The sequence below is a fragment of the Streptomyces sp. NPDC053079 genome (genome assembly GCF_044546695.1).
Lineage (GTDB): Bacteria > Actinomycetota > Actinomycetes > Streptomycetales > Streptomycetaceae > Streptomyces.
Genome location: NZ_JBITZJ010000004.1, coordinates 512,468 through 535,404, shown reverse-complemented (window position 1 = coordinate 535,404; position 22,937 = coordinate 512,468). Strand labels below are relative to the sequence as shown.

The 22,937-nt window shown below is 71.0% G+C and carries 18 protein-coding genes; 13 read left to right on the top strand and 5 right to left on the bottom strand.

Annotated features, from left to right (window positions below):
* The first annotated feature begins 37 nt into the window (after window positions 1-37).
* Together ACIGXW_RS18185 and ACIGXW_RS18180 are read left to right on the top strand one after the other, a co-directional pair.
* A complete protein-coding gene (locus ACIGXW_RS18185) occupies window positions 38-865 on the top strand; it encodes an enoyl-CoA hydratase family protein (protein ID WP_399573906.1) in 828 nt (275 codons plus the stop codon).
* Entirely contained in the window at window positions 862-3,114 is a 2,253-nt protein-coding gene (locus ACIGXW_RS18180; protein ID WP_399574059.1) for a bifunctional salicylyl-CoA 5-hydroxylase/oxidoreductase, read from the top strand. Before ACIGXW_RS18185 ends, ACIGXW_RS18180 begins: the two co-directional genes overlap by 4 nt.
* A gap of 30 nt (window positions 3,115-3,144) precedes the next feature.
* Here the strand turns inward: ACIGXW_RS18180 and ACIGXW_RS18175 are convergent, their stop codons facing one another.
* The gene (locus tag ACIGXW_RS18175) at window positions 3,145-3,981 is read right to left on the bottom strand and encodes a PaaX family transcriptional regulator C-terminal domain-containing protein (RefSeq protein WP_071963392.1); all 837 of its coding nucleotides are present in this window, start codon (window positions 3,979-3,981) and stop codon (window positions 3,145-3,147) included.
* On the bottom strand, window positions 3,974-5,614 hold the full coding sequence (locus tag ACIGXW_RS18170) for an AMP-binding protein (RefSeq protein ID WP_399573905.1): 1,641 nt from the start codon (window positions 5,612-5,614) through the stop codon (window positions 3,974-3,976). The genes ACIGXW_RS18175 and ACIGXW_RS18170 overlap by 8 nt, the downstream gene beginning before the upstream one ends.
* Window positions 5,615-5,753: 139 nt before the next feature.
* On the opposite strand from ACIGXW_RS18170, the gene ACIGXW_RS18165 reads away from it, so the two are divergent.
* The 3 genes from ACIGXW_RS18165 to ACIGXW_RS18155 all read left to right on the top strand — a co-directional run bounded on the left by ACIGXW_RS18165 (window position 5,754) and on the right by ACIGXW_RS18155 (window position 8,056).
* On the top strand, window positions 5,754-6,959 hold the full coding sequence (locus ACIGXW_RS18165) for an acyl-CoA dehydrogenase family protein (RefSeq protein ID WP_399573904.1): 1,206 nt from the start codon (window positions 5,754-5,756) through the stop codon (window positions 6,957-6,959).
* Complete coding sequence (locus ACIGXW_RS18160; RefSeq protein WP_360910572.1) at window positions 6,956-7,354, top strand: RidA family protein; 399 nt, start codon at window positions 6,956-6,958, stop codon at window positions 7,352-7,354. The genes ACIGXW_RS18165 and ACIGXW_RS18160 overlap by 4 nt, the downstream gene beginning before the upstream one ends.
* A gap of 78 nt (window positions 7,355-7,432) precedes the next feature.
* Window positions 7,433-8,056: a TetR/AcrR family transcriptional regulator gene (locus ACIGXW_RS18155; RefSeq protein ID WP_399573903.1), complete on the top strand. Its 624-nt coding sequence runs from the start codon at window positions 7,433-7,435 to the stop codon at window positions 8,054-8,056.
* Window positions 8,057-8,065: 9 nt separating this feature from the next.
* Here the strand turns inward: ACIGXW_RS18155 and ACIGXW_RS18150 are convergent, their stop codons facing one another.
* On the bottom strand, window positions 8,066-9,292 hold the full coding sequence (locus ACIGXW_RS18150; RefSeq protein WP_399573902.1) for an FAD-dependent oxidoreductase: 1,227 nt from the start codon (window positions 9,290-9,292) through the stop codon (window positions 8,066-8,068).
* Window positions 9,293-9,902: 610 nt separating this feature from the next.
* On the opposite strand from ACIGXW_RS18150, the gene ACIGXW_RS18145 reads away from it, so the two are divergent.
* From ACIGXW_RS18145 to ACIGXW_RS18120, 6 genes are all read left to right on the top strand, one after another.
* The gene (locus tag ACIGXW_RS18145) at window positions 9,903-11,486 is read left to right on the top strand and encodes an AbfB domain-containing protein (protein ID WP_399573901.1); all 1,584 of its coding nucleotides are present in this window, start codon (window positions 9,903-9,905) and stop codon (window positions 11,484-11,486) included.
* A gap of 54 nt (window positions 11,487-11,540) precedes the next feature.
* A complete protein-coding gene (locus tag ACIGXW_RS18140; protein WP_399573900.1) occupies window positions 11,541-12,083 on the top strand; it encodes an RICIN domain-containing protein in 543 nt (180 codons plus the stop codon).
* A gap of 121 nt (window positions 12,084-12,204) precedes the next feature.
* Window positions 12,205-12,822 carry an RICIN domain-containing protein gene (locus tag ACIGXW_RS18135; RefSeq protein WP_399573899.1) on the top strand — a complete coding sequence of 206 codons (618 nt, stop codon included), beginning with the start codon at window positions 12,205-12,207 and terminating at the stop codon, window positions 12,820-12,822.
* A gap of 99 nt (window positions 12,823-12,921) precedes the next feature.
* Window positions 12,922-14,025: a hypothetical protein gene (locus ACIGXW_RS18130; RefSeq protein ID WP_399573898.1), complete on the top strand. Its 1,104-nt coding sequence runs from the start codon at window positions 12,922-12,924 to the stop codon at window positions 14,023-14,025.
* 188 nt (window positions 14,026-14,213) lie between these two features.
* Window positions 14,214-18,533, top strand: coding sequence for a polymorphic toxin-type HINT domain-containing protein (locus tag ACIGXW_RS18125; protein ID WP_399573897.1), 4,320 nt, complete (start codon window positions 14,214-14,216; stop codon window positions 18,531-18,533).
* Window positions 18,534-19,064, top strand: a complete 531-nt coding sequence (locus ACIGXW_RS18120) for a hypothetical protein (RefSeq protein WP_399573896.1) — start codon at window positions 18,534-18,536, stop codon at window positions 19,062-19,064.
* 144 nt (window positions 19,065-19,208) lie between these two features.
* Here the strand turns inward: ACIGXW_RS18120 and ACIGXW_RS18115 are convergent, their stop codons facing one another.
* A complete protein-coding gene (locus ACIGXW_RS18115) occupies window positions 19,209-20,738 on the bottom strand; it encodes a UDP-N-acetylglucosamine 1-carboxyvinyltransferase (protein WP_360910554.1) in 1,530 nt (509 codons plus the stop codon).
* A 97-nt stretch (window positions 20,739-20,835) separates the two neighbouring features.
* On the opposite strand from ACIGXW_RS18115, the gene ACIGXW_RS18110 reads away from it, so the two are divergent.
* A complete protein-coding gene (locus tag ACIGXW_RS18110) occupies window positions 20,836-21,819 on the top strand; it encodes a hypothetical protein (RefSeq protein ID WP_399573895.1) in 984 nt (327 codons plus the stop codon).
* A 1-nt stretch (window position 21,820) separates the two neighbouring features.
* Window positions 21,821-22,183 (top strand): GntR family transcriptional regulator, encoded by a 363-nt coding sequence (locus ACIGXW_RS18105; protein ID WP_399573894.1) that lies wholly within the window; start codon window positions 21,821-21,823, stop codon window positions 22,181-22,183.
* A 4-nt stretch (window positions 22,184-22,187) separates the two neighbouring features.
* Here ACIGXW_RS18105 and ACIGXW_RS18100 read toward each other — a convergent pair whose 3' ends face one another.
* Window positions 22,188-22,751, bottom strand: coding sequence for a Uma2 family endonuclease (locus tag ACIGXW_RS18100; protein WP_399573893.1), 564 nt, complete (start codon window positions 22,749-22,751; stop codon window positions 22,188-22,190).
* Window positions 22,752-22,937: the final 186 nt, after the last annotated feature.

The window sequence follows — 22,937 nt, the reverse complement described above, 5'->3', positions numbered from 1 at the left end:
CAGGCACCAGCCCCCCGGCTGAAGGAGGCCGTGCTCCATGAGTCCGTTCACCGGCTCCGCGTCCCGCACCGAGGAATGGCGGCACCTGCGCCTGACCCTCGACTCCGGCGTCGCCACCGTCACCCTCGCCCGCCCCGACAAGCTCAACGCCCTCACCTTCGGCGCCTACGCCGACCTGCGCGACCTCCTTCCCGAACTCGCCCGCGACGGCTCGGTGCGCGCCCTCGTGCTCGGCGGCGAAGGGCGCGGCTTCTGCTCCGGCGGCGACGTCGACGAGATCATCGGCGCGACCCTCGCCATGGACACCGGCCGCCTCCTGGACTTCAACCGCATGACCGGCCAGACCGTACGGGCCCTGCGGGAGTGCCCCTTCCCCGTGGTCGCCGCCGTGCACGGGGTCGCGGCCGGCGCCGGCGCCGTGCTCGCGCTCGCCGCCGACTTCCGCGTCGCCGACCCGACCGCCCGCTTCGCCTTCCTCTTCACCAAGGTCGGCCTCTCCGGCGGCGACATGGGAGCCGCCTACCTCCTGCCCCGCGTCGTCGGCCTCGGCCACGCCACCCGGCTGCTGATGCTCGGCGAGCCCGTCCGCGCCTCCGAGGCCGAACGCATCGGACTCATCAGCCAGCCGGCCGACGAGGGCGGGGCCCACGCCGCCGCACAGGCCCTCGCCCGCCGCCTCGCCGAGGGCCCCGCCCTCGCCCTCGCCCAGACCAAGGCCCTGCTCACCGCCGAACTCGACATGCCGCTCGCCGCCGCCGTCGAGCTGGACGCCGCCACCCAGGCCCTGCTCATGAACAGCGCCGACTACGCCGAGTTCCACGCCGCCTTCACCGAGAAGCGGCCCCCCGAGTGGCAGGGGCGATGACGGCGGCCGCACGGGTCGCGGTCATCGGCGGCGGGCCCGGCGGCCTCTACGCCGCCGCCCTCCTCAAACGCCTCGCCCCCCGGCGCGAGGTCACCCTCTGGGAACGCAACGCCCCCGACGACACCTTCGGCTTCGGCGTCGTCCTCTCCGCGGAGACCCTCGGCGGCATCCGGAGCGCCGACCCGGCCGTGTACGCCGCGCTCAGCCGCGAGTTCGTGCACTGGGACGACATCGACGTCGTCCACCGGGGGACCGTGCTGCGCTCCGGCGGCCACGGCTTCGCCGCCCTCGGCCGCCACCGGCTGCTGGCGATCCTCCAGGAGCGCTGCCGCGCGCTCGGCGTCACCCTGAGATTCGGCACCGAGGCGCCGCCCGCCGCCGCACTGGCCCGCTCCCACGACCTCGTCATCGCCGCCGACGGCGTCAACAGCCGCACCCGCGACAGCCACCGGGACCTCTTTCGCCCCACCCTCACCCACCACCGCTGCCGCTACATCTGGCTCGCCGCCGACTTCGCCCTCGACGCCTTCCGCTTCGAGATCGCCGACACCGAGCACGGCCTCATGCAGCTCCACGCCTACCCCTTCGGCCCGCGGGCCAGCACCGTCATCGTCGAAATGCGCGAGGAGGTCTGGCGCCGCGCCGGCTTCGACCGCGACGACGACAACGCCGCGGCGGACCGCTGCGGCGCGTACTTCGCCGAGCTCCTCGGCGGCCGCCCGCTGCGCTCCAACCGCTCCGCCTGGACGGCCTTCCGCACCATCGTCAACGAGCGCTGGTCCCACGGCCGTACCGTCCTGCTCGGCGACGCCGCCCACACCGCCCACTTCTCCATAGGCTCCGGCACCAAACTCGCCGTCGAGGACGCCCTCGCCCTCGCCGGCCACCTCCAGGACGCCCCCACGGTGGCGGGGGCCCTCACGGCGTACGAGGCCGAGCGCAGGCCGGTCGTCGAGTCCACCCAGCGCGCCGCCCGCGCCAGCCTCGAGTGGTTCGAGAACCTCGCGCTCCACGTCGGGGGGCCACCGCGCCGCTTCGCCTTCGACCTCCTCACCCGCAGCCGCCGCGTCACCCACGACAACCTCCGCCTGCGCGATCCGGGCTTCGTCGCCGCCGTCGAGGCCGAGGCCGGCATCCCGCCCGGCACGCCGCCGATGTTCACCCCCTTCCGGCTGCGCGGCCTGACCCTGCGCAACCGCGTCGTCGTCTCCCCGATGGACATGTACACAGCCGTCGACGGCACACCCGGCGACTTCCACCTCGTCCACCTCGGCGCCCGCGCCCTCGGCGGCGCGGGCCTGGTCATGACGGAAATGGTCTGCGTCAGCGCGCAGGGCCGCATCACGCCCGGCTGCGCGGGCCTGTACACGCCGGCACACGAGAGCGCCTGGCGCCGGATCACCGGCTTCGTCCACGAACGGGCCCCCGGCACCGCCATCGGCGTCCAGCTCGGCCACTGCGGACGCAAGGGCTCCACCCGCCTGATGTGGGACGGCATGGACGAGCCGCTCCCCGAGGGCAACTGGCCCCTCGTGGCCCCCTCACCGCTTCCCTACCGGCCCGGCGTCAGCCAGACCCCGCACGCCCTGACTGTCCCGGAACTCGCCGCCATCCGGGAACAGTTCGTCAGCTCCGCGGAAGCCGCCGCGCGCGCCGGGTTCGACCTCCTCGAACTGCACTGCGCACACGGCTATCTGCTCTCCAGCTTCCTCTCCCCGCTCACCAACCACCGCGACGACGCCTACGGCGGCGACCTCGCCGCCCGGCTCGCCTACCCCCTGGAGGTTTTCGACTCCGTGCGGGCCGTGTGGCCCGCCGAGCGGCCGATGACGGTGAGGATCTCCGCCACCGACTGGGCGCCGGGCGGCACCACCGCCGAGGACGCCGTCGCCGTGGCCCGCGCCTTCGCCGAGCACGGCGCCGACGCCGTCGACGTCTCCACCGGCCAGGTCGTCCACGACGAGCGGCCCGACCGCGGACGCTCGTACCAGACGCCCTTCGCGGACCGCATCCGGCACGAGGCGGGCGTCCCGGTGATCGCCGTCGGCGCCATCTCGTCGTGGGACGATGTCAACTCCCTGATCCTGGCGGGCCGCACCGACCTGTGCGCCCTGGGACGCCCGCACCTGTACGACCCGAACTGGACCCTCCACGCGGCGGCGGAACAGGGCTACGAGGGGCCGGGCGCGCCCTGGCCCGTCCAGTACCGGGCAGGCAGCCGCAAGCCGCCGACGGGGCGGAGCGCGTGAGGGCCTCGCGCCCCTGCCCGCCCACGTGCCCTACGCCGGCCCGACCGCCGCGAACTGCGCCCCCGCGTCCCGCAACCGCGAGTGCAGCGCCGCGAAGACCCGGGCCGCCCGCCCGCCCGGCCACTCCTCCGGCAGCAGCGCCGCCGGCAGGCCCGGGTCGGCGTACGGCAGCCGCCGCCAGGAGTCCAGCGCCAGAAGGTAGTCGCGGTAGGCCGCCTCCGGCGGCACCGGCTTACGGCGCGCCCAGCGGCGCAGCACCGGCTCGTGGGTGTCCAGGAACGCCCGGTGCTGCCGGGCCAGCGCCTGCAGGTCCCACCACCGGGCCACCGCCTCGGCCGTCGGCTCGAATCCCAGGTGGCTGCCCCGGAACAGGTCGACGTAGTCGGCCAGTCCGAGCCGCTGCAGGGTGTGGCGGGTCTCCTCGTGCACATGGGCCGGGGCGATCCACACGCCGGGCGCGGCCGTGCCGAAGCCCAGCCGGGCCAGCCGGGAGCGCAGCAGATGGCGCTTGTGCCGCTCCTGTTCGGGGACCGAGAAGACGGCCAGCAGCCAGCCGTGGCCCGGTCGCGCCGAGGGGCGGCCGTAGATGCGGCGGTCGCCGTCGTCCAGCAGCTGCCGGGCGGCGTCCGACAGTCCGTACCCCGCGGCGCCGTCGGCCGTGCGGTCCGCGACGAGCAGGCCGCGCCGCTTGAGCCGGGAGACGGCGGACCGCACCGAGGGCGAGTCCACGCCCACCGCGCCCAACAGCCGGATCAGGGCCGCGATCGGCACCGGGCCGGCGGGGGCGTCGACGCTACCGCGTCCGTACGCGCCGTAGAAGGTGACGATGAGGGACCCGGGGGTGTGGAGCGGTTGCTGGTCAGTCACGGGGAAACTGTAAAGCGCCGTCGCGCAGCCGGAATCGCTGCAGTTTGCCGGTGGGCGTGCGGGGCAGGCCGTCGTGGAACACGATCTCGCGAGGGCACTTGTAGGGAACGATCTCCTTTTTGGTGAACTCCCGCAGCCGCCGCACCGTTTCCCCGGTGCGCGGCACCCCGGCCCGCAGCACCACGTGGGCGACGACGATCTCCCCGCGCCGCTCGTCGGGGCGGCCGACCACGGCCGCCTCCAGCACGTCCGGGTGGCGCAGCAGGGCCTCCTCGACCTCGGGCCCGGCGACGTTGCAGCCGGCCGAGACGATCATGTCGTCGGCGCGGGCTATGTAGCGGAAGTGGCCGTCGGGTTCGCGGACGTAGGTGTCGCCGGTGAGGTTCCAGCCGTCGCGTACGTACGCGGCCTGTCGCTGGTCGGCGAGGTAGCGGCAGCCGGTGGGGCCGCGCACGGCCAGCAGCCCCGGCTCGCCGTCGGGCACGGTCCGGCCGTCCGGGCCCAGGACGCGTGCCTCGTAGCCGGGGACCGGCACGCCGGTCGTGCCGGGGCGGATGGCGTCGTCAGCCGCGGCGATGAAGATGTGCAGCATCTCGGTGGCGCCTATGCCGTTGATGACGCGCAGCCCCGTCGCGCGCCGCCAGTCGTGCCACAGGGCCGCGGGCAGGTGCTCGCCCGCCGAGACGCATCTGCGGAGCGAGGAGGTGTCGTACGCGCCGAGCTCGCCGAGCATGGCGCGGTAGGCGGTCGGCGCGGTGAACAGCACGCTGACGCGGTGGCGTTGGATGTCGGACAGCAGCCGTGCGGGGCCGCCCCAGTCGGTCAGCAGCGTCGAGGCGCCCACGCGCAGGGGGAAGACGAGGAGGCCGCCGAGCCCGAAGGTGAAGCCGAGCGGGGGGCTGCCGGCGAAGAGGTCGTCCGGGTGCGGCCGCAGGACGCACGCCGAGAAGGTGTCGGCGATGGCGAGGACGTCGCGGTGGAAATGGAGGCAGCCCTTGGGGCGTCCGGTGGTGCCGGAGGTGAAGGCGATGAGCGCGACGTCGTCGGCGGAGGTGTCCAACGCCACATAGGATGTGGGTTTTTTCGCCGAACGCCGCAGAAGGTCGTCGGGAGCATCGCCGCCGAACAGCGTAATCCGTAAGTGTGGCACCGCCGCCTTGATCAAGTCGTCGGCCGATCGGGTGTCGCACAGGGCGTGCCGGACCCGGGCGATCGCGCAGACGGCGGCCAGTTCGCCGGGACGCTGCGCGGCCAGCACGGTCACGGCCACGGCGCCGGCCTTCATCACCGCGAGCCAACAGGCGGCGAGCCAGGGCGTGGTGGGCCCGCGCAGCAGCACCCGGTCGCCGGGCACGACACCCAGGTCGGTGGTGAGCGTGTGCGCGATCCGGTCGACGTTGGCCTTGAGCTCGCCGTACGACCACACGTGCCCGGCGCCGTCGCGCACCGCGGGCCGGGCGGGGCCCAGCCGCCCGATCGTCGCGTCCAGCAGCTCGGCGCCGCAGTTGAGCCGGTCCGGGTAGTGCAGCCCGGGGGAGCCCGGGAGGTCGAAGCGGAGATCCGGCCACTGCCCGGGGGCCGGGAGATGGTCACGCGAGAAGGTGTCGACGTGCGCCGAGCGGTTGAGCTCCATCGCGGATGTGCCCCCTCGCCGGGGAGGAATGGGGAGGTGAACGGGGGTCTTGCCAGCGACACGGATCCACTGTCAGCGTAGCGAGTTGGTGACGGCAGTCAACAGAGCGCGATAGCAGGGGCGCGGGAAGGCGGGCCAGGTGACCACACCGTTCACACTGGACGGGGAGCAGCGCAAGTGGTGTGCGGAGCTGCGCGCGCTCGCCGCGCGCGAGCTGCGCCCCCTGGCCGGCGAGGGAGCCCCCGGCCGCGTCAACCGGCCGCTGGTCACGGCGCTGGGCGAGCTGGGCCTGACGGCCCGGGTCCTGCCCTACGGGGGCCCCGAAGGCGGCGGCTCCGCACGCGCCATGGACCTGTGCCTGCTGCGCGAAGCGCTCGCCCAGGAGTGCACGGAGGCGGAGACGGCCCTGGCACTCCAGGGCCTGGGCGCGTACCCGGTGCTGCGGTACGGCACCGGGCCGCAACGCGCACGGTGGCTGCCGGAGGTGGTCGCGGGCCGGGCGGTCGCCGCCTTCGCGCTCAGCGAGCCGGGCGCGGGCTCCGACGCGGCGGCGCTGGAGCTGCGCGCCGAGCGCACGGCCGACGGCTGGCGCCTGACCGGCGAGAAGTGCTGGATCTCCAACGCCCCCGACGCCGACCTCTACACCGTCTTCGCCCGTACGGGACCGGCCCCCGGCGCCACCGGCGTCACCGCCTTCCTGCTGCCCGCCGACCGCCCCGGCCTCGGCGGGCATCCGCTGGAGATGCTCGCCCCGCACCCCGTGGGCGCCCTCACCTTCGACGCCGTCCCGGCCGGCCCGGACGACGTCATCGGCGAGGTGGGCGGCGGCTTCCGCGTCGCCATGAGCACGCTCGACCTCTTCCGGCCGAGCGTCGGCGCCTTCGCCGTCGGCATGGCCCGGGCGGCCCTCGGCGCGGCCCTGGCCCACGCGGGGGAACGCCACGCCTTCGGCGGCCCCTTGAAGAACCTGCAGGCCGTCTCCCACCAGCTCGCCGAGATGGCCACCCGCACCGAGGCCGCCGCCCTGCTCGTGTACGCGGCGGCCGCGGCGTACGACGCGGGGGAGCCGGGCATCGCCCGCCGCTCGGCGATGGCCAAGCTCTTCGCCACCGAGACCGCGCAGTACGTCGTCGACGCCGCCGTCCAGATCCACGGCGCCCGCGCCCTTCGCCACGGCCACCTCCTCGAACACCTCTACCGCGAGGTCCGCGCACCGCGGATCTACGAGGGCGCCACCGAGGTCCAGCGCACGATCATCGCGAAGGAGCTCTACCGGGCGAGCGGCGCGGCGCGCACCGGCGAGCCACCCACCGACCCCTCCGCGACGAGGAGCCCGCGCCCATGACCCTCGAACGCGTCAACCCCGCCGGGCTCTGCCCGCCCACCGGCTTCAGCCACGCCGTCACCGTCACCGGCGGCCGCCTGGTCTTCCTCGCCGGCCAGACCGCGCTCGACGCCGGCGGCAGGATCGTGCCCGGCCCCCTCCCGGAACAGTTCGAACGGGCCCTGGGCAACCTCCTGGCCGCCCTGCGCGCCGCCGGGGGCGAACCCCGCGACCTGGCCCGCGTGACCGTCTACGCCACCGACGTCGGCGCGTACCGCTCGTACGCCCCCGAACTGGGCCGGATCTGGCGGCGCCTGGCGGGCCGCGACTACCCGGCCATGGCCGTCGTCGGCACGACCCGGCTCTGGGACGAGGAGGCCCTGGTGGAGCTGGACGGGGTGGCCGTGCTGCCGTGACGGGACGCGCCGGGCCGGGCCGGTGTACGGTTTCGACGGCATATCGGTGTTCGCGAACAGGCAAAGGGTGGCGTTTCGATGGCTTCTCGTCGGAGTGCCGATCCCGGCACGCTCACCTTCACCGAGCGCGCCCGGCGGCAGCAGATCGTCGAGTGCGCCATCGACCTCATCGCCGACAGGGGCTACCCGTCGACCTCGTTGGCGGCCATCGCCGAGGCGGCCGGGATATCCAAGGCGGCCGTCCTCTACCACTTCACGTCGAAGGACAACCTGGACCGCACGACGCTGACCCATGTGCTGGACCAGTTCCTCGCGTACGTGACCGAGCGGGTCGAGCGGGAGACGGACCCGGGTGCCGCCGTCGTCGCCTACGTCCGCGCGATGATCTCCTACCAGCAGGCCAACCGCCGCCACGTCCGGGTGATCACGGAGATGCTGCTCGACGACAAGGGCGGCACCCGGCTCAAGACGCCGGGCTCCCACGACACCCACGACCGCTGGCAGGCCCTGGCCCGGCTGCTGGCCGCGGGCCAGGAGACGGGCCGGCTGCGCGCGTTCGACACGCGGACCACGGCGCTGGCCATCGGCGGCGCGATCGACAACGTCATCTCCTACTGGCTCGTCCACCCCGACTTCGACCTCGACGCCGCGGCCGACGAGCTGGTGACCTTCACCCTGAACGCGATCGAACGCCGGGACTGACGTCACCTCTCATGCCCGGGCGAAGGCGGGCGCCCGCTCGGGGCGTATCCCGACCCCGCCGAGGTATCCGGTCAGCGTGGGCAGCAGCGGCACCGTCCGCAGCAGCCGGAAGGGCAGCGGAAGCCGGCCGGGATCGAGGGTGCCGGCGAGGGCGGGTCGCAACAGGGCCTCGTGCTCGCCGCGTTGCGTCGCCTGGATGAACGCCGTCGGCAGCTCCCGCCGCTTCTGCACCCGCGCGAGGTCGCGGGAGCGGAGCGTGCCGCGCCGCAAAGGAGCGGCGAGGATGCGGGCCGCCGCCACGGCGTCCTGCACCGCGAGGTTGACCCCGACGCCACCGGTCGGCGACATGGTGTGGGCCGAGTCCCCTATGCACAGCAGCCCTTGGCGGTACCAGCGCGGCAGCCTGCCCATCGTCACCTCCAGCAGCTTCACGTCGTCCCAGGAACCGATCGCCTCCGTCACCTCGGGCCCCCAGCCGAAGAGTTCACCGATCCGGTCGCGGAACCACCCGATGCCCCTGGCCCGCAGCTCCGCGTCCGTACCCTTCCCGATCAGGTAGGAGACCTGGTAGTACGTGCCCCTGTCCAGGGTGACCGCGAGCTGCCGTCCCAGGGCGCGCATGAAGACGCGACCGTCCTTGGAGGCATCGCCGGGCGGGGTCGGCACCCGGACGTTCCACACGTCCATCGGGACGTCGAAGGAGTCGGGCGTCAATCCCGCCGCCTCGCGGACCAGCGAGTCACGGCCGTCGCACGCGACCGTGAGGTCCGCGGCGATCTCACCGTCCGTACCGTCCTCGGCCACGTACCGCACACCGGTCACCCTGCCCCCTTCGGTCCGCAGCCCGGTGACCGTGGTGCGCATGCGCAGGGTGAAGGAGGGCTCCTCCGCGGCGGCGGTCGCGAGCAGGTCGAGGAAGTCCCACTGCGGGACCATGGCGATGTACTTGTGCCGACCGGGGATGCGGCGCAGATCCGACAGGGGCACGACCACGTCGCCGATGTACATCCGCATCCGGTCCAGCCGACGGACCGGCAGCCGAGCGAAGCGTTCTCCGAGGCCGAGTTCGTCGAGCAGCCGCAGCGTCGAGGGATGGACGGTGTCCCCGCGAAAGTCCCGCAGGAAGTCCTTGTGCTTCTCCAGCACGGTCACCTCGATACCGGCCCTGGCGAGCAACAGCCCCAGCATCATCCCGGCCGGACCGCCGCCCACCACACAGCACGTCGTACGTTCCACCGCTTCCGCTCCCCTCGGTCGGCTGGCTGACCGTGCGGTGAGTTGTCTGACCGCTCGGTCAGTCGCAGTGTAGGCATGGGATCGGGGCGCGGCAATGGGCGGGATGGGATGGGCGAACGACGCGCGTAGGCACGGCGAGTGATGGAGCGTCAGGCTCCGCTCGTGCTGATTACTCTCGGTGTGGGCGGCAAGCCCAGTCCGCCGCTCGGCAGTTCAGTGTTCCTGGGAGCATGTGACGGAGATTGTCACGGTGTTCAAGCCTGGCGTCAGGAGTGCGGCCAGACCGTGGCGGAGCTGATTGAGTGCCGGCCATTTCCCGTGCTGTGGAAGTGCCACCGAACCTGGCTCTCGTAATCGATGCGGAGCGGCGCGGCGTGACGGCCCGTCCGGACTCGTTCTGCCTGCGTAAGGCGGTGGTCGGGCGGTGCGGACGACGCCGTGAGCGTCAATAGCAAACCGATGCTCGGGTGAAAAGGCGAGCTGAATGTAGATCATATCTCACTCGTCCGGTTTGACTCCTATCCGGTGAATCTTCAAGACTTCGCCTTCGACCACCCCGCACACATCGGGAACTGCGTGCGGGGACGCAAGAGGGGTAACCGAAAACAGAATGAAGAAGAGTCAGGCCAACTCCGTGCGCATGCGGAGAGTCATCACGCGCGGAATCGTGGCCACCACCGCGCTGGCCGCGGTCGCCGGCGTCGCCGCACCGGGCACCGCCGTCGCCAAGCCGTCGGACGCGGTCGCCGCGGCAGCCGGTATCGGGACCAGTGACACGCAGCGTGTCGACGCGGCGGCCGTGGTCCGGCTCGACCCGAGCCCGGAGGTGCTCCTCCTCAGCGATCGCGACTTCCTCCACGCGCTGTGGCAGAAGGCCAGGGACGCGGGCCAGACCCTGGAGTCGGTGCGCCTGGCCGCCGAGGAGGCCATGGTCAGCGGTTCCGCCGACGACCACGTCAGGTTCATCACCACCGGCATCCACCAGGCGTACGAGCTCGACAAGCAGCGGGAGAAGGACCGGGCCGACGCCGAGCGCGCCGCCCGCCTCGCCAAGTCCCAGGCGCTGATCGCGGTGGGGATCCCGAGCAGCCCGGACCTGCTGGGCCTCAGTGACGACAACTTCGTCCGTGCCGTCATGAAGCACGACGCTTCCGGCCGGGAGGTCAAGGACGCCGCCGCACGCGCGCTGGCCGGGGACGCCGCCGCCTGGCGGGAGTTCATCGCCAACGGGGCCCGCGAGGCCCACAATCGGGACGTGGCGAACGACCTCATCGAGCTCGAGAAGAAGAACCGCGAGGAGGCCGAGCGTCGCAAGGAGCTGGCCGCCCGCAAGAACGCCGCGGCGCTGTTCGGCATCTCGCCCTCCGAGGCCACCCTCGCCCTCAGCGACGACAACTTCATCCGCGAGCTGCTGCGCGCCACCACCGGTGACGCCCAGAACACCGAGCTCTACGCCGCGGGCCAGAAGGCGGTGCTCAGCTCGGACGCGGCGCAGTGGAAGCAGTTCATCCACACCGGTGCCGAGCAGGCCTACAAGCGCGACGACGAGGCCCGCCGCAAGAAGATCGCGGATGCCAACCGGCGTCACGCCCAGGAGATCCAGGCCGCGGCCGAGAAGACGGGGATGAACCCCTACCTGGTGGCCACGGCGAAGAAGGCGCTGGCCGGCAGCGACGAGGACGTCGTGAACTTCCTCAAGGACGACAGCCAGTACCGCGCGAAGCGCCAGTCCCTCACGCCCAGCGGCGGCAAGCAGGCCGGCTGGTACATCCGCCAGTCCACCGTGGACGGCGGGGAGGCCTTCGTCGCACCCGTCACCGCCAAGAACAAGCCGGCCGACCGTGAGGACGCCACCTGGGTCGTCGTGGACTCGCTGACCAAGCAGCAGCCCGGCTGCTACTCCTTCGAGTCGGCCCGCAAGCCCGGCTACTACCTGACGCAGAAGGACCTCCGGGTACGGATGTCCGCCAATGACGCCAGTGCGCAGTTCGCCAAGGACGCCACCTGGTGCGCCCGCAAGGGCCTGACCGGTTCCGGGACGTCCTTCGAGTCGGCAAGCCAGCCCGGCCGCTGGCTGCGCCACTTCTGGGGCGACCTCTACGCGGCCGACAAGAGCGGCAAGACCCGCCAGGACACCGCCGAGAACTTCGCCCAGGACGCCACCTGGAAGCTCGCCACCCCCCTCGCGGGCTGACCGCTCCCCGCCGAGTCCACACCTTCAGAACTTTAAGAAGAACGGAACACCCCGATGTCTCGGATCATCCGAGCCACGCTGGCCGTCGGCGCCAGTGTCGCCGCGCTGGCAGGCAGCGTCACCACCGCCCACGCGGACGAGAGCACGCCCGGGACGACCGCCGTGCAGCTGCAGGTCGAGCACAGCGGCCAGTGCCTCACCATCGCGAACGGCAGCCTCCGCAACGGTGCCGGCGCCGTGCAGTCGAAGTGCGCCGACGACGCGGACAACCAGCTCTTCGAGCTGGCCTCCGCCGGCTCGGCCACTTTCCAGCTGCAGGCCAAGCACAGCGGCAAGTGCCTCGAAGTGGAGAACGCCGGCACCAAGGCCGGATCGAACGCCCAGCAGTGGTGGTGCGTCGGCCAGCCCCAGCAGCGCTGGAAGCTGGTGATGGTCGACGTCGCCAAGGAGCTGTACGAGATCCGTCCCACGCACACCCCCGAGCGCTGCCTGGACATCAGCGACTCCAGCGCCAAGGACGGCGCGACCGCCCAGCAGTGGTACTGCAACGGCACCACCGCCCAGCGCTGGCGCATCCTGCCGGCCAAGGCCGCCTGACGCACCCCGGACGCCGCTGAGCCGATCGCCACGCAGCGACCGGCTCGGCGCCCGCATGCGCGAAAACCGTGCCCGCTCCACCGGGCACCCCTGACTTTCGAGAAGAAACGGATCACACACGATGTCTCGGATCGTCCGAGCCACGCTGGCCATCGGGGCCAGCCTCGCCGTACTGGCGGGCGGCGCGACCGCCGCGTACGCGGACGGGAAGCCCTCTCCCGAAGAAATCGCCGCTGCCGTGGCGGAGGCCGCGAACCAGGCGAACGCGGACATGCTCGAGGCCCGCGCCCGTGAGGGCATGCCGGACACGGTCGTCACGCTCAAGGCCGCGCACAGCGGCAAGTGCCTGGACATCGACGGCGGCAAGGCCGACAACGGCGTGCGCGCACAGCAGTGGAACTGCAACGGCAGCGACGCCCAGAAGTGGCGTGCGGTTCCCGTCGCCGACTCCTCCTTCGAGCTGCGGAACGTGGCCAGCGGCAAGTGCCTCGAGGTCGAGAACAGCGCCACCAAGGTCGGCGCCCCCGTCCAGCAGTGGTCGTGCGTCAACGCCAAGAACATGCGCTGGCAGATCGTCCTCGTCGACCCCGTCAAGAAGCTCCACCAGCTGCGTCCCACGCACACCGAGGACCGCTGCCTGGACATCGCCGACGCCAAGGACAACAACGGCACGAAGGCGCAGCAGTGGTACTGCAACCAGAGCGCCGCACAGCTGTGGCAGATCCAGCCGGTCAAGTGACCTGAACGTCGTCGAGGGACAGCGTCGTGAAGCACGGCGCTGTCCTTCTGCGAGTGGGACCACTGCAGTGAAGTTCTAGATTTTTTGAGGGGGCCTGAAGTGAATCGTCAGTGGTGGGTCGCGCAGGCGTTGACGGTCGGCATGCTTGCCGGTGGAGGCGCGCTCGTGGCGGGGGCCCCGGCCTTCGCCGACGCACAGGTTCCGACCGTCGTCTCGGCTGATCAGCCGGCCGATCAGGCCGCGCTCGCGAAGGCCGCGGCGGCCGAGGAAGCCCGTAACTGGGTGCTCAAGATGGCGAAGTCCCGGCTGCCCGCCGAGGTGCGCACCTCGGCGTGGAACGCCCTGCGCAGTTCCCGCGGGGACGACGCGATCGCCGAGTGGATGGCGCCCGGTGGCGGCTATGACGCCGCCAAGCAGCGGACCCGCGACACCCGGGCCCGGAACAAGGCGTTCTGCGAGCGGGTGGTGGCCACGCACACCAAGGAGTTCTCTCCCGAGGTGCGGGCCGCGGCCGAGCGCGCGCTGAAGGGAACGGCCGCCGACCAGGCGACGTTCGTCAAGACCGGTTACGCCGAGGCGCAGAAGCGCGACCGGGTCGTCCGGGAAGCCGACGCGCAGCACAAGCGGGAAGTCGCCGCCCAGGACCGCGACTTCGTGCGTGCGATCGCAGAGCACGACCCGGGTGAGCAGGTACGGGTGGCGGCGCAGTGGGCGTTGCGCCCCGGTGCCGTCGACGCGGACGTCGTGGAGTTCTACGGCTACGGCTGGGTGACCGGCGGAACGCTGGACCTGGAGAGCTACCGCATGCGCGTCGCGGACGCGGAGACGCTGCGGCACCACACCCTGTCCCTCCTGATCAAGCAGGCCGTGGCGGCCGAAGAGGCCGTGAAGGGCGCGGCCGACGCCGCGAAGGCCAGGGTCGAGGCCGAACAGGCCTGGAAGGCCGTGTCCGAGCACTCCGCCGCCGCACAGAAGGCGTGGGAGGCCGAACAGGCCGCCACCACGGCCCAGATGGAGAACTGGCAGAACATCGCCAAGGCCGCCAAGGAATCCTCGGACGAGCTGTGGAAGAACATCGCCCAGCCGGCCGAGGCCAACCAGGACACCTGGGCCCAGGAGCAGGCCGAGTCGCTCAAGTCGGCCGAGTACTGGAAGGCCATGTTCGACCAGGCCCGGAACGGCGAGAGCCGCGTCAAGGGCTGATCGACCTCGTACGTCTCGGCCGGCCCGCCTGACCTGCGGGCCGGCCGATTGCGAGCACCCTGCCCGGTCAACAGGGGGCAGGGGCATTTTTCTGTTCGATTTCAATGGGGGTTCTTCCCGTGATGGGTAGATTCCGGCCGAGGGCCGGACGGCTACGTGGTGACGTAGCCGGAGTAATGAGAACGGTCGTGTCCACGGCGGTCGCCGTGGCGATCCTGGGTGGTTCGACCGGGGAGGCCACCGCCGCGACGGCGGCGCGCGCCGAGGCGGCGTCGAAGGCCCAGACGCTGGCCACGCTGGACCGTCTGGCCGCCTCGCTGCCGAAGCCGGCCCCCGCGGCGGCGCCCGCTCCGCGGACCGAGCTGGACAAGGTCAGCGCGGAACGCGACCGGCAGCTGGTGGCGGACTTCGCGGAGTTCGACGAGGAAGAGGAAGTCCGCGAGGCCGCCAAGAAGGCCCTGGAGAGCAGCGACCCGAACGCGATCCGGGAGTTCCTGGAGAAGGGTGAGGCCGAGGCCCGTCGGCGTGCCGCGGAGAAGCGTGACGGCACCGACGTCAAGAATCGCCAGCAGATCGAGGCGATGCGCGGCAAGGGGGGTGCGTTCTTCAACGCCGAGGTCGAGCGAGTTCTGAAGGGCACGGCCAAGGACCGGGCCGACTTCCTCGCCTTCGGCGCCGAGATCGCCAAGCAGCGGGACAACAAGGACAAGGAAAACGCCGAGAAGCGCGCCGCGGAGCTCCGCAAGCGCGTGGAGATGCTGGCGGCTTCCGGCGGTCCTGAGGTGAAGAAGGCCGCCCAGGCGGCGCTGGACACCAACGACAACGCCAAGATCGAGGAATTCCTCGAAAAGGGCTACCAGGTCGCCGCCCAGAAGGACGCCGACGCCCGGGCCGCCCACGAGAAGGCCCAGAAGGAAGCGCAGGAAGCAGCGGAGAAGCTGCGGCAGCTGGCCGAGAAGGCCGCCCGCGCCGCTGAGGCCCGTACGAAGCTGATCGCCGCCCACGGTGACGCGGTCAAGGCGCTGAAGAACGCCTCGAACGCGATGACGTCGGCTGCCGCGCAATCCCGTGAGGCCGACCGGATGCTCGCGGCCGACCGGGCCGGCAAGGGCCTGTCCGACTACGGCAACGTCAAGGCCGAGGTCGCCCGCCAGGTCGAGAACGCCAACGTGGCGGCCAGGCAGGCCAAGGTCGCGGCAGCGCAGGCCAAGGTGCAGGCCGATGTGCTGGTGGAGACCGGCCTGACCTACGGCACCCAGTGGTCCGAGGTCGCCTCCGGCATCGCCGCAGCGGCGGAGGCGGCGGTCAAGGCCGGCGAGACCGCGCAGCACGCGGTGGACGCCACCGAGGCCGATGCCAAGGGGCTGAACGCCAAGAACGCGGCCGAGCTGCACGAGCAGCAGGCCAAGCAGTGGCGCGCCAACGCGGAGGAGCACGCCAAGGCCGCCGCGAAGCTGGCCGAGGCCGCCGACAAGCAGGCCAAGATCGCCGCAGACGCGGCCGGCCGCGCCAAGGCGGCGCGCATAGCGGCCGAGCAGGCGGAGAAGGAGGCCTGGGAGCACGCCCGCAAGACCCGCGAGGCCCGCATCGAGGCCCAGCGCCAGGCGGCGATAGCCGCCGAACAGCGCAAGATCGCCGAACGCGAGCGCGACCTCGCCGCCGCGGCCCGGGCACGGGCCGAGCGCGAGCGCGACATCGCCGCGGCGGCGCGTGCGCGTGCGGAGGCCGAGGCCCGTACGGCGTCGGCGGCGCGGGCGGAGGCTACGGCGGCTGCGGCTACGGCGGCTGCGGCGCGTGCGGATGCCGAGGAGCAGGAAGGTATCGCCGCCAAGGCGGACGAGAACGCCCGCGGCATGGAGACCAAGGCTCGCGACGCTTACCGCGCGGGGCTCGAGGCCAAGAAGCACGAACAGTCGGCACTAGCTCGGGCCCAGGCCACCGCCTCGATGGCGGCTGCGGCTAAGGGCACCGCATATTCCGTGGAAGCCCAGACCGCGGCGGCTGCGGCGCGTGCGGATGCTGACACCGCCAGCGCGGCAGCCGGCGAGGCCCAGGGTGCCGCTGATACAGCCAGTGGTGCGGCGATCCGGGCGCGCTCTGCGGCAACTGAGGCTGCGGGCGCGGCCGCTCGGGCACGGGCCGCGGCGGCGGAAGCCACCGCGCATGCCGCCCGCGCCAACGCTGCGGCGAACGCGGCTGAGGCGGCTGCCGCTGCTGCGAATGCTGCCGCGAAGAAGGCCGAGGCCGAGGCCGCTGCTACCCATGCGGCGGCGCAGCGCGCCAACGTCAAGGCAGCTGAGGCCACCGCGCAGGAAGCCCGCGCGGGCATCGCAGCTCACGAGGCAGCGCGTCTGGCCGGACTGGCCGCGATCGAGGCCAACCAGGCCCTACAGGCAGCCAACCGCACCAAGGACGAAGCCGAAGGCGCGGTCCGCGAAGCGGCCATGGCCAGGCTCCAGGCCGGCATCGCGGTCCAGGCCTCCACGGCGGCCCGTTCCACGGCGGCAGGCATCGCCGACCCGGCCAACACCGCAATTCAGCTGACCGCTCCCTTCTCCGGTAGTGACGTCGACGCGGACTTCGCCGCGGCGGTGGCCACTGCCGCGCAGGAGATGGGTGAAGAGCAGGTCGCCTCGGCCGAGGCCAAGGCGAACGAGGCGGTCAAGGCCGCCGACGCCGCCGAGGAGGCCGCGAAGCGCGCCAACGCCCAGGTCGCCCCGGCCTTCAAGGCCGCAGCAGACGCGGCGCGTTCCTCCGCGAACGCCGCACGCTCCACTGCCGCAGCCATGAAGTCCGCAGCCGAAGCCGCAGCGGACGGCGCCAAGGCCCGAGCCGCAGCGGCACGCGCCAACGAGGCCGACGCCCAGGCCCAGGCCGACGCCAAGCTCGCCCGCCAGGCCGCCAACCAGGCCTACGCGGACGCAGCCGCCGCCCGCCAGGCCGCCAACCAGGCCGAAGCCGAAGCAGCCCGCGCCCGCGGCGCCGCCTCCGAGGCCGAGGGCCACGCGGCCGCGGCCAGCAGCGCAGCCGACCTGGCCGAGCACGAGGCCACCGTCGCCCAGGGCGCAGCAGCCCAGGCGAAGGAGGACGCCGTCGCCGCGGGCAAGCTCGCCGAGTCCGCCGAATCCCACGCCAAGTCGGCGAAGGAGGCGGCCAACAACGCCCTCAAGTACGCCAAGCAGGCGGACGAGGTAGCCAAGCAGGCCGAGGCGGAGTACCAGGAGCGGCAGCGCAAGGCCCGCGAGGAAGCCGCCAATGCTGGTAAGAGCGGCGCCTCCGAGCTGACTTGGGATCAAGAGCAGGCGCTCGAATATTTCGGTATGTCTCCCGACGCTTTCGAGAAGGCTCGAAAGCTTTCGAGCAAAGATTTCTCTGACCTCCTGACGGAAATTGGCGCTGATGCCCTCAAGCAGTTCTTCGACGTTGAGAATATTCAGAAGTGCTACAGCGAGGGCAACGTTGAGGCGTGCCTGTGGGCGTTGGTAAATAATCTCCCGTGGAGCAAGGCCGCGAGGGCCATCGAGATGTTCCCCGAGATCGCCAAGGCCATCAAGCGTCTCGCGGGCATCGGTAAGATCCTTGAAGAGTCCGCTGCGGCGAAGAAGCTGGTCAAAAAGGGCCAGGAAATCATTGAAAAGCTCCGGAACCTTCCTGCAGAGTGCGCGGTGGAGGAGGTTGACCCGGACAACAGTTTCGTGCCGGAAACTCCGGTACTGATGGCCAATGGTACGCAAAAGCCGATCAAGGATGTCCGCATCGGAGAGAAGGTTCTGGCTACCGAGCCTGTAACTGGGAAGACCGAGGCGCGGACGGTTACTGATGTGATCATCGGTTCGGGTCGGAAGAATCTGGTTGAGATCACCGTCTACAACGACGGCAGAGCCGGGAACGTAACTAACACAGTTACCGCCACGGGCAATCACCCGTTCTGGGTGGAAAACCAGCATCGCTGGATAGATGCCGCCGAGCTCAAGGCCGGTTACCGTCTCCGTACCCCTGAAGGTGAGATGCGAGAGGTCGTCGGCACCCGCGCCTGGACCGAGGCCCGCACGGTCTACAACCTCACCGTCGATTTCCTCCATACCTACTACGTTGCTGCTGGATCCGCAGCCGTACTGGTGCACAACGCCAAGAAGGACAAGGCGTGCAGCGTTCTGATCAGGCGTGTGGCTGTGCTGGCCCCGGACTGGGTACAGAAGGGCGCCCATGTCAACATGATGGATGACATGGAGGTTCTGATTCGCCCGGACGGGAAGGGCGGCATCATGGGCTTGCCGTTCCGCTCATCGAAGGGCTACGCCTCGGCGAAGCAGGTGGACTTCGTCATCGAGAAGCTCAAGTCGAGTCCGAAGATGCGCGCGGACCTGCTCAGGGTCACGAGGGAAGCCAAGGAGAAGTACGAGTACAGTGCCAAGGCTATGAAGGAGGGCCGGAAGCCTGACTGGAACTTCAAGGAGGACCGGACGGAAGAGCTGAAGGCCTTGATCGAGGCATTGGAGAAAATGTAGATGTCCGATCTGGACTTCTATGCCCACATTGCCACTCGTGGCGATGTTCTGGGAGTAGGCATCGGCGCCCAGTCTGCCGAATGGGAAGCGAAACTTGGGGCCGGCTACCTGGACAACAGGTCGCAGGGCCTCATAAGCCGTGACTACGGACTCGTGGAGCTTTTGTTCCAGGAGGACGAGGGCGCGTGGCCATGCATGAGCATCAGCGTGCAGGTGCACCGTATGGTTGGTGGCGAGACGGCTGTGCCGCAAACTCTCAAAGACGTGTACGGGGATTTTGCTCATCGGGTACGTTTCGATGAGCTGCGTTCGCAAATTATGCGTCTGGGGTACTCCATCGAGCCGGACAATGATGCGTCAACGACGGGCGATGTTAATCGCTATCGGGTGTCCGAGTCGGGTGCAAGGATTTTCGTAGTTGCCGAGGTCGATCCCTACGGGTGCGGCGATATCGATCCGGGCGACCCCACTCAGGAGCAGGTGGGTGACGTTTGGGCCATCAGCATGTCACCGGCCTGGTGGTCGGCGTAAAGGATGAATCAGGCTCATCGTGAGCCGCATTAGATAAAGCCCCGGCGGGTGCTCTTACGGGCGCCCGCCGGGGCTTTATCGCGTCGAACCGACAACCTCAGGCAGCTGGCTGAGGCGACTGAACGTCACTCCTATCTGACGGCGTCAGATATCCCGGAACGTCTCGATCTGCGCCCCCACCGAGTTCAGCCGCTCCGCCAGGTCCTCGTACCCCCGGTTGATGACGTACACGTTGCGCAGCACCGACGTCCCCTCCGCCGCCATCATCGCCAGCAGCACGACCACCGCCGGCCGCAGTGCCGGCGGGCACATCATTTCGGCCGAGCGCCAGCGGGTCGGGCCCTCGACCAGGACGCGGTGCGGGTCGAGGAGTTTGACGTCGGCGCCGAGGCGGTTGAGGTCGGTGAGGTAGATGGCGCGGTTGTCGTAAACCCAGTCGTGGATGAGGGTCTGGCCCTGGGCGAAGGCCGCGATCGCCGCGAAGAACGGGACGTTGTCGATGTTCAGGCCCGGGAACGGCATCGGGTGGATCTTGTCGATGGGCGCCCGCAGCTTCGAGGGGCGCACCGTCAGGTCGAGCAGCCGGGTGCGGCCGTTGTCCGCGCGGTACTCGGCGCTGCGCTCGTGGTCGAGGCCCATCTCCTCCAGGACGGCGAGCTCGATCTCCATGAACTCCACCGGCACCCGGCGGATCGTCAGCTCCGACTCCGTCACCACCGCGGCGGCCAGCAGGCTCATGGCCTCCACCGGGTCCTCGGACGGCGCGTAGTCCACGTCACGGTCGATGGTGGCCACGCCGTGCACGGTCAGCGTCGTGGTGCCGACGCCCTCGACCCGTACGCCGAGCTCCTCCAGGAAGAAGCAGAGGTCCTGGACCATGTAGTTGGAGCTGGCGTTGCGGATGACGGTCACGCCGGCGTGGCGGGCGGCTGCCAGCAGGGCGTTCTCGGTGACCGTGTCGCCGCGCTCGGTCAGCACGATCGCCCGGGTGGGTGCGACCGAACGGTTGACCTGGGCGTGGTACGTGCCGTCCGTGGCCGTGATCTCCAGGCCGAAGTGGCGCAGGGCCGTCATGTGCGGCTGGACCGTGCGGGTGCCGAGGTCGCAGCCGCCGGCGTACGGGATCTTGAAGTGGTCCATGCGGTGCAGCAGCGGGCCCAGGAACATGATGACGCTGCGGGTGCGGCGGGCGGCCTCGGTGTCCATCGCGGCCAGGTCGAGCTCGGCGGGCGGGACGATCTCCAGGTCGTTGCCGTCGTTGATCCAGCGGTGCCGGACACCGATGCTGGCGAGGACCTCGAGGATGCGGTAGACCTCCTCGATCCGCGCGACGCGGCGCAGCGTCGTGCGGCCGGCGTTGAGCAGCGTGGCGCACAGCAGCGCCACACACGCGTTCTTGCTGGTCTTGACGTCGATGGAGCCCGAGAGGCGGCGGCCGCCGACGACGCGCAGATGCATCGGACCGGCGTAGCCGAGGGAGACGATCTCGCTGTCGAGCGCCTCTCCGATGCGGGCGATCATATCAAGACTGATGTTCTGATTTCCCCGCTCGATGCGGTTGACCGCGCTCTGACTCGTGCCGAGCGCGTCCGCGAGCTGGGACTGAGTCCAGCCGCGGTGCTGCCGGGCGTCACGGATGAGCTTGCCGATGCGGCCGAGGTAGGCGTCTGTCATGGGACAGACGGTATCTCAGATATGAGATTAACGCCCCTCGCGCCATGCTTCCCCACTTCTTCTACTACTATGCGAACAACTTGGAGGTGTCATGAACGTGTCCCCACCACTTGCGAAGGTCCGGCGCCCCGCGCCGCTCGTCGCCGCCGCCTATCTCCTCGCCACCGCCGCCTTTCTGACGACCTTTCTGCCACGTCGTGACCGCCTTCCCGACCCCATGGCCACCCACTTCTCCGGAGCCGGTCACGCGGACGGCTACACCGCCCTGGGCTCGTTCCCGTATGTCGCTCTCGCACTGCTGCTCGTACCGGCCGCCGTGTTCGCGGGGCTCGCCTACGGCATCGGGCAGGGGCGCACGAGAGCCCTGGTCGCTCTCGGATACGGCCTCGCCGGGTTCCTCGGCTACCTCCTCTGCGCGCTCGTCCTCGACAACGCGCGCGCCGGCCGATCCGGTGAAGCCGCCCGGCTCCCCCTGTGGCAACTGGGTGTCGCCCTGGCCGTCGCCGCGGCGGCCGGCGCCCTCGGGTGGCTGCTCGCGGGCCGGGACGTACCGGCTGCGCGAAAGCCGGATGCCGGCCCCGCCGCACCCCGCCTCGGGCTCCGCGAGGGGGAGGCCGCGACCTGGACCCGGTCCATCGGCTCCCGCCCCCTGCGCGTAGTCGGCCTGGCCCTCGCCCTGCCGGGCGCGGCCCTCGGTCTCCTCGCCGGCTGGGGCGCCGGCGTCGGCCTGTTCATCGGCGGACTGGTGACCTTCGCCTTCTCCGCCGCCCGCGTCACCGTCGACCGGCACGGGCTGAGCGCGCACCTGCCCTGGCTGCCCCGCCCCAGGCTGCGCATCCCGCTCGCCCGCATCGAATCCGCCACCAGCCGGCACATCGACGCCCTCGCCGACCTCGGCGGCTGGGGCTACCGCGTCGTACCCGGCCGCAGCGGCCTCGTCCTGCGCTCCGGGGAGGCCATCGTCGCCAGGCTGACCACCGGCAGCGAATTCGTCGTCACCGTCGACGACGCGGCCACCGCCGCCGCGCTGCTCGACGCCCTCGCCGCCCGGGCCCGCGACCACGCCGACGCCGGGACCTGACGTGCTCATCCGCCTCGACCCCGGCTCCCCGCTCCCACTCGGCGACCAGATCGCCGCCGCCGTCCGCGGCGCCATCGCCGACGGCTCCGTCCACCCCGGCGAACGCCTCCCCGCCGCCCGCGCCCTGGCCGACTCCCTGGGCGTCAACGTCCACACCGTCCTGCGCGGCTACCAACGCCTGCGCGAGGAGGGCCTGATCGAACTGCGCCGCGGACGAGGAGCGGTCGTGACCGCAGGTGCGGCTCCCCCCGTACGGGCCCGGCTGGTCGAGGGGCTGCGCGAGCTGATCGCGGACGCGCGGGCGCTGGGCATGTCGGACGACGAGGTGGTGGAGCTGGTACGGACGGGGCTGGCTTCGGGCTGAGCCGTCAGGTGCGGGCTGCGAACTTTGAGGTGTCGAGATCGAGGTTGAAGGGGGCGGGGAGGCGGATGGGAGTGCCGAAGGGAAGTGGGCCCTGCGTCTGCGAGTAGCCAAGTCTGCTTGGCGCGCTGAACAGGGTGCAGGTGTGCTCCTGACGGTCCACGATGAGGTACAGCGGGGCGCCGTACTCGGCGTAGCGGCGGCGCTTGACGACCCGGTCCGTGTCGCCGTTGGAGTCGGAGGTGACTTCGACGATGAGCAGGGTTTGATCGGGGACCACCGCTTCGGCGTCCTCAAGTTCTTCTGGCACAACGGCCATATCAGGGACGTACCAATTGGCGGTGCCAGGAAGGTCGACATTTCCTGCGCCAATCACGCAGCCCAGCTTGTCCGTCGTCGGCTCGATCTGCCTACGGATTCTGGTGATGGCCTTTTCATGACCCCAGGTTGGCGACACTGGTTCGATGATCCCCTCCACGATCTGCACCCGGTTTCCCTTGATGTGCTGGATCGCGTACTTCAGCGCGGTTTCGGGGTCGTCGGCTGCGTAGGAGTGAGGTTGTGCGCTCATTCGGTCCTCCCGCGGACATGGTGGCTGCAGCATGACGACTGCCTCGGGTCTACCGCAAACCGTCCTGGAGGCACCGGGATTGAGCGCCCCCGCCACTCGTACAGGTGAACCACCCCCGACCGAAGCGCGGAACCGCCCCCCTGCGAAGATCGGGTCACCGGCGGCCGCGAGGGAGGCCGCCTGAAC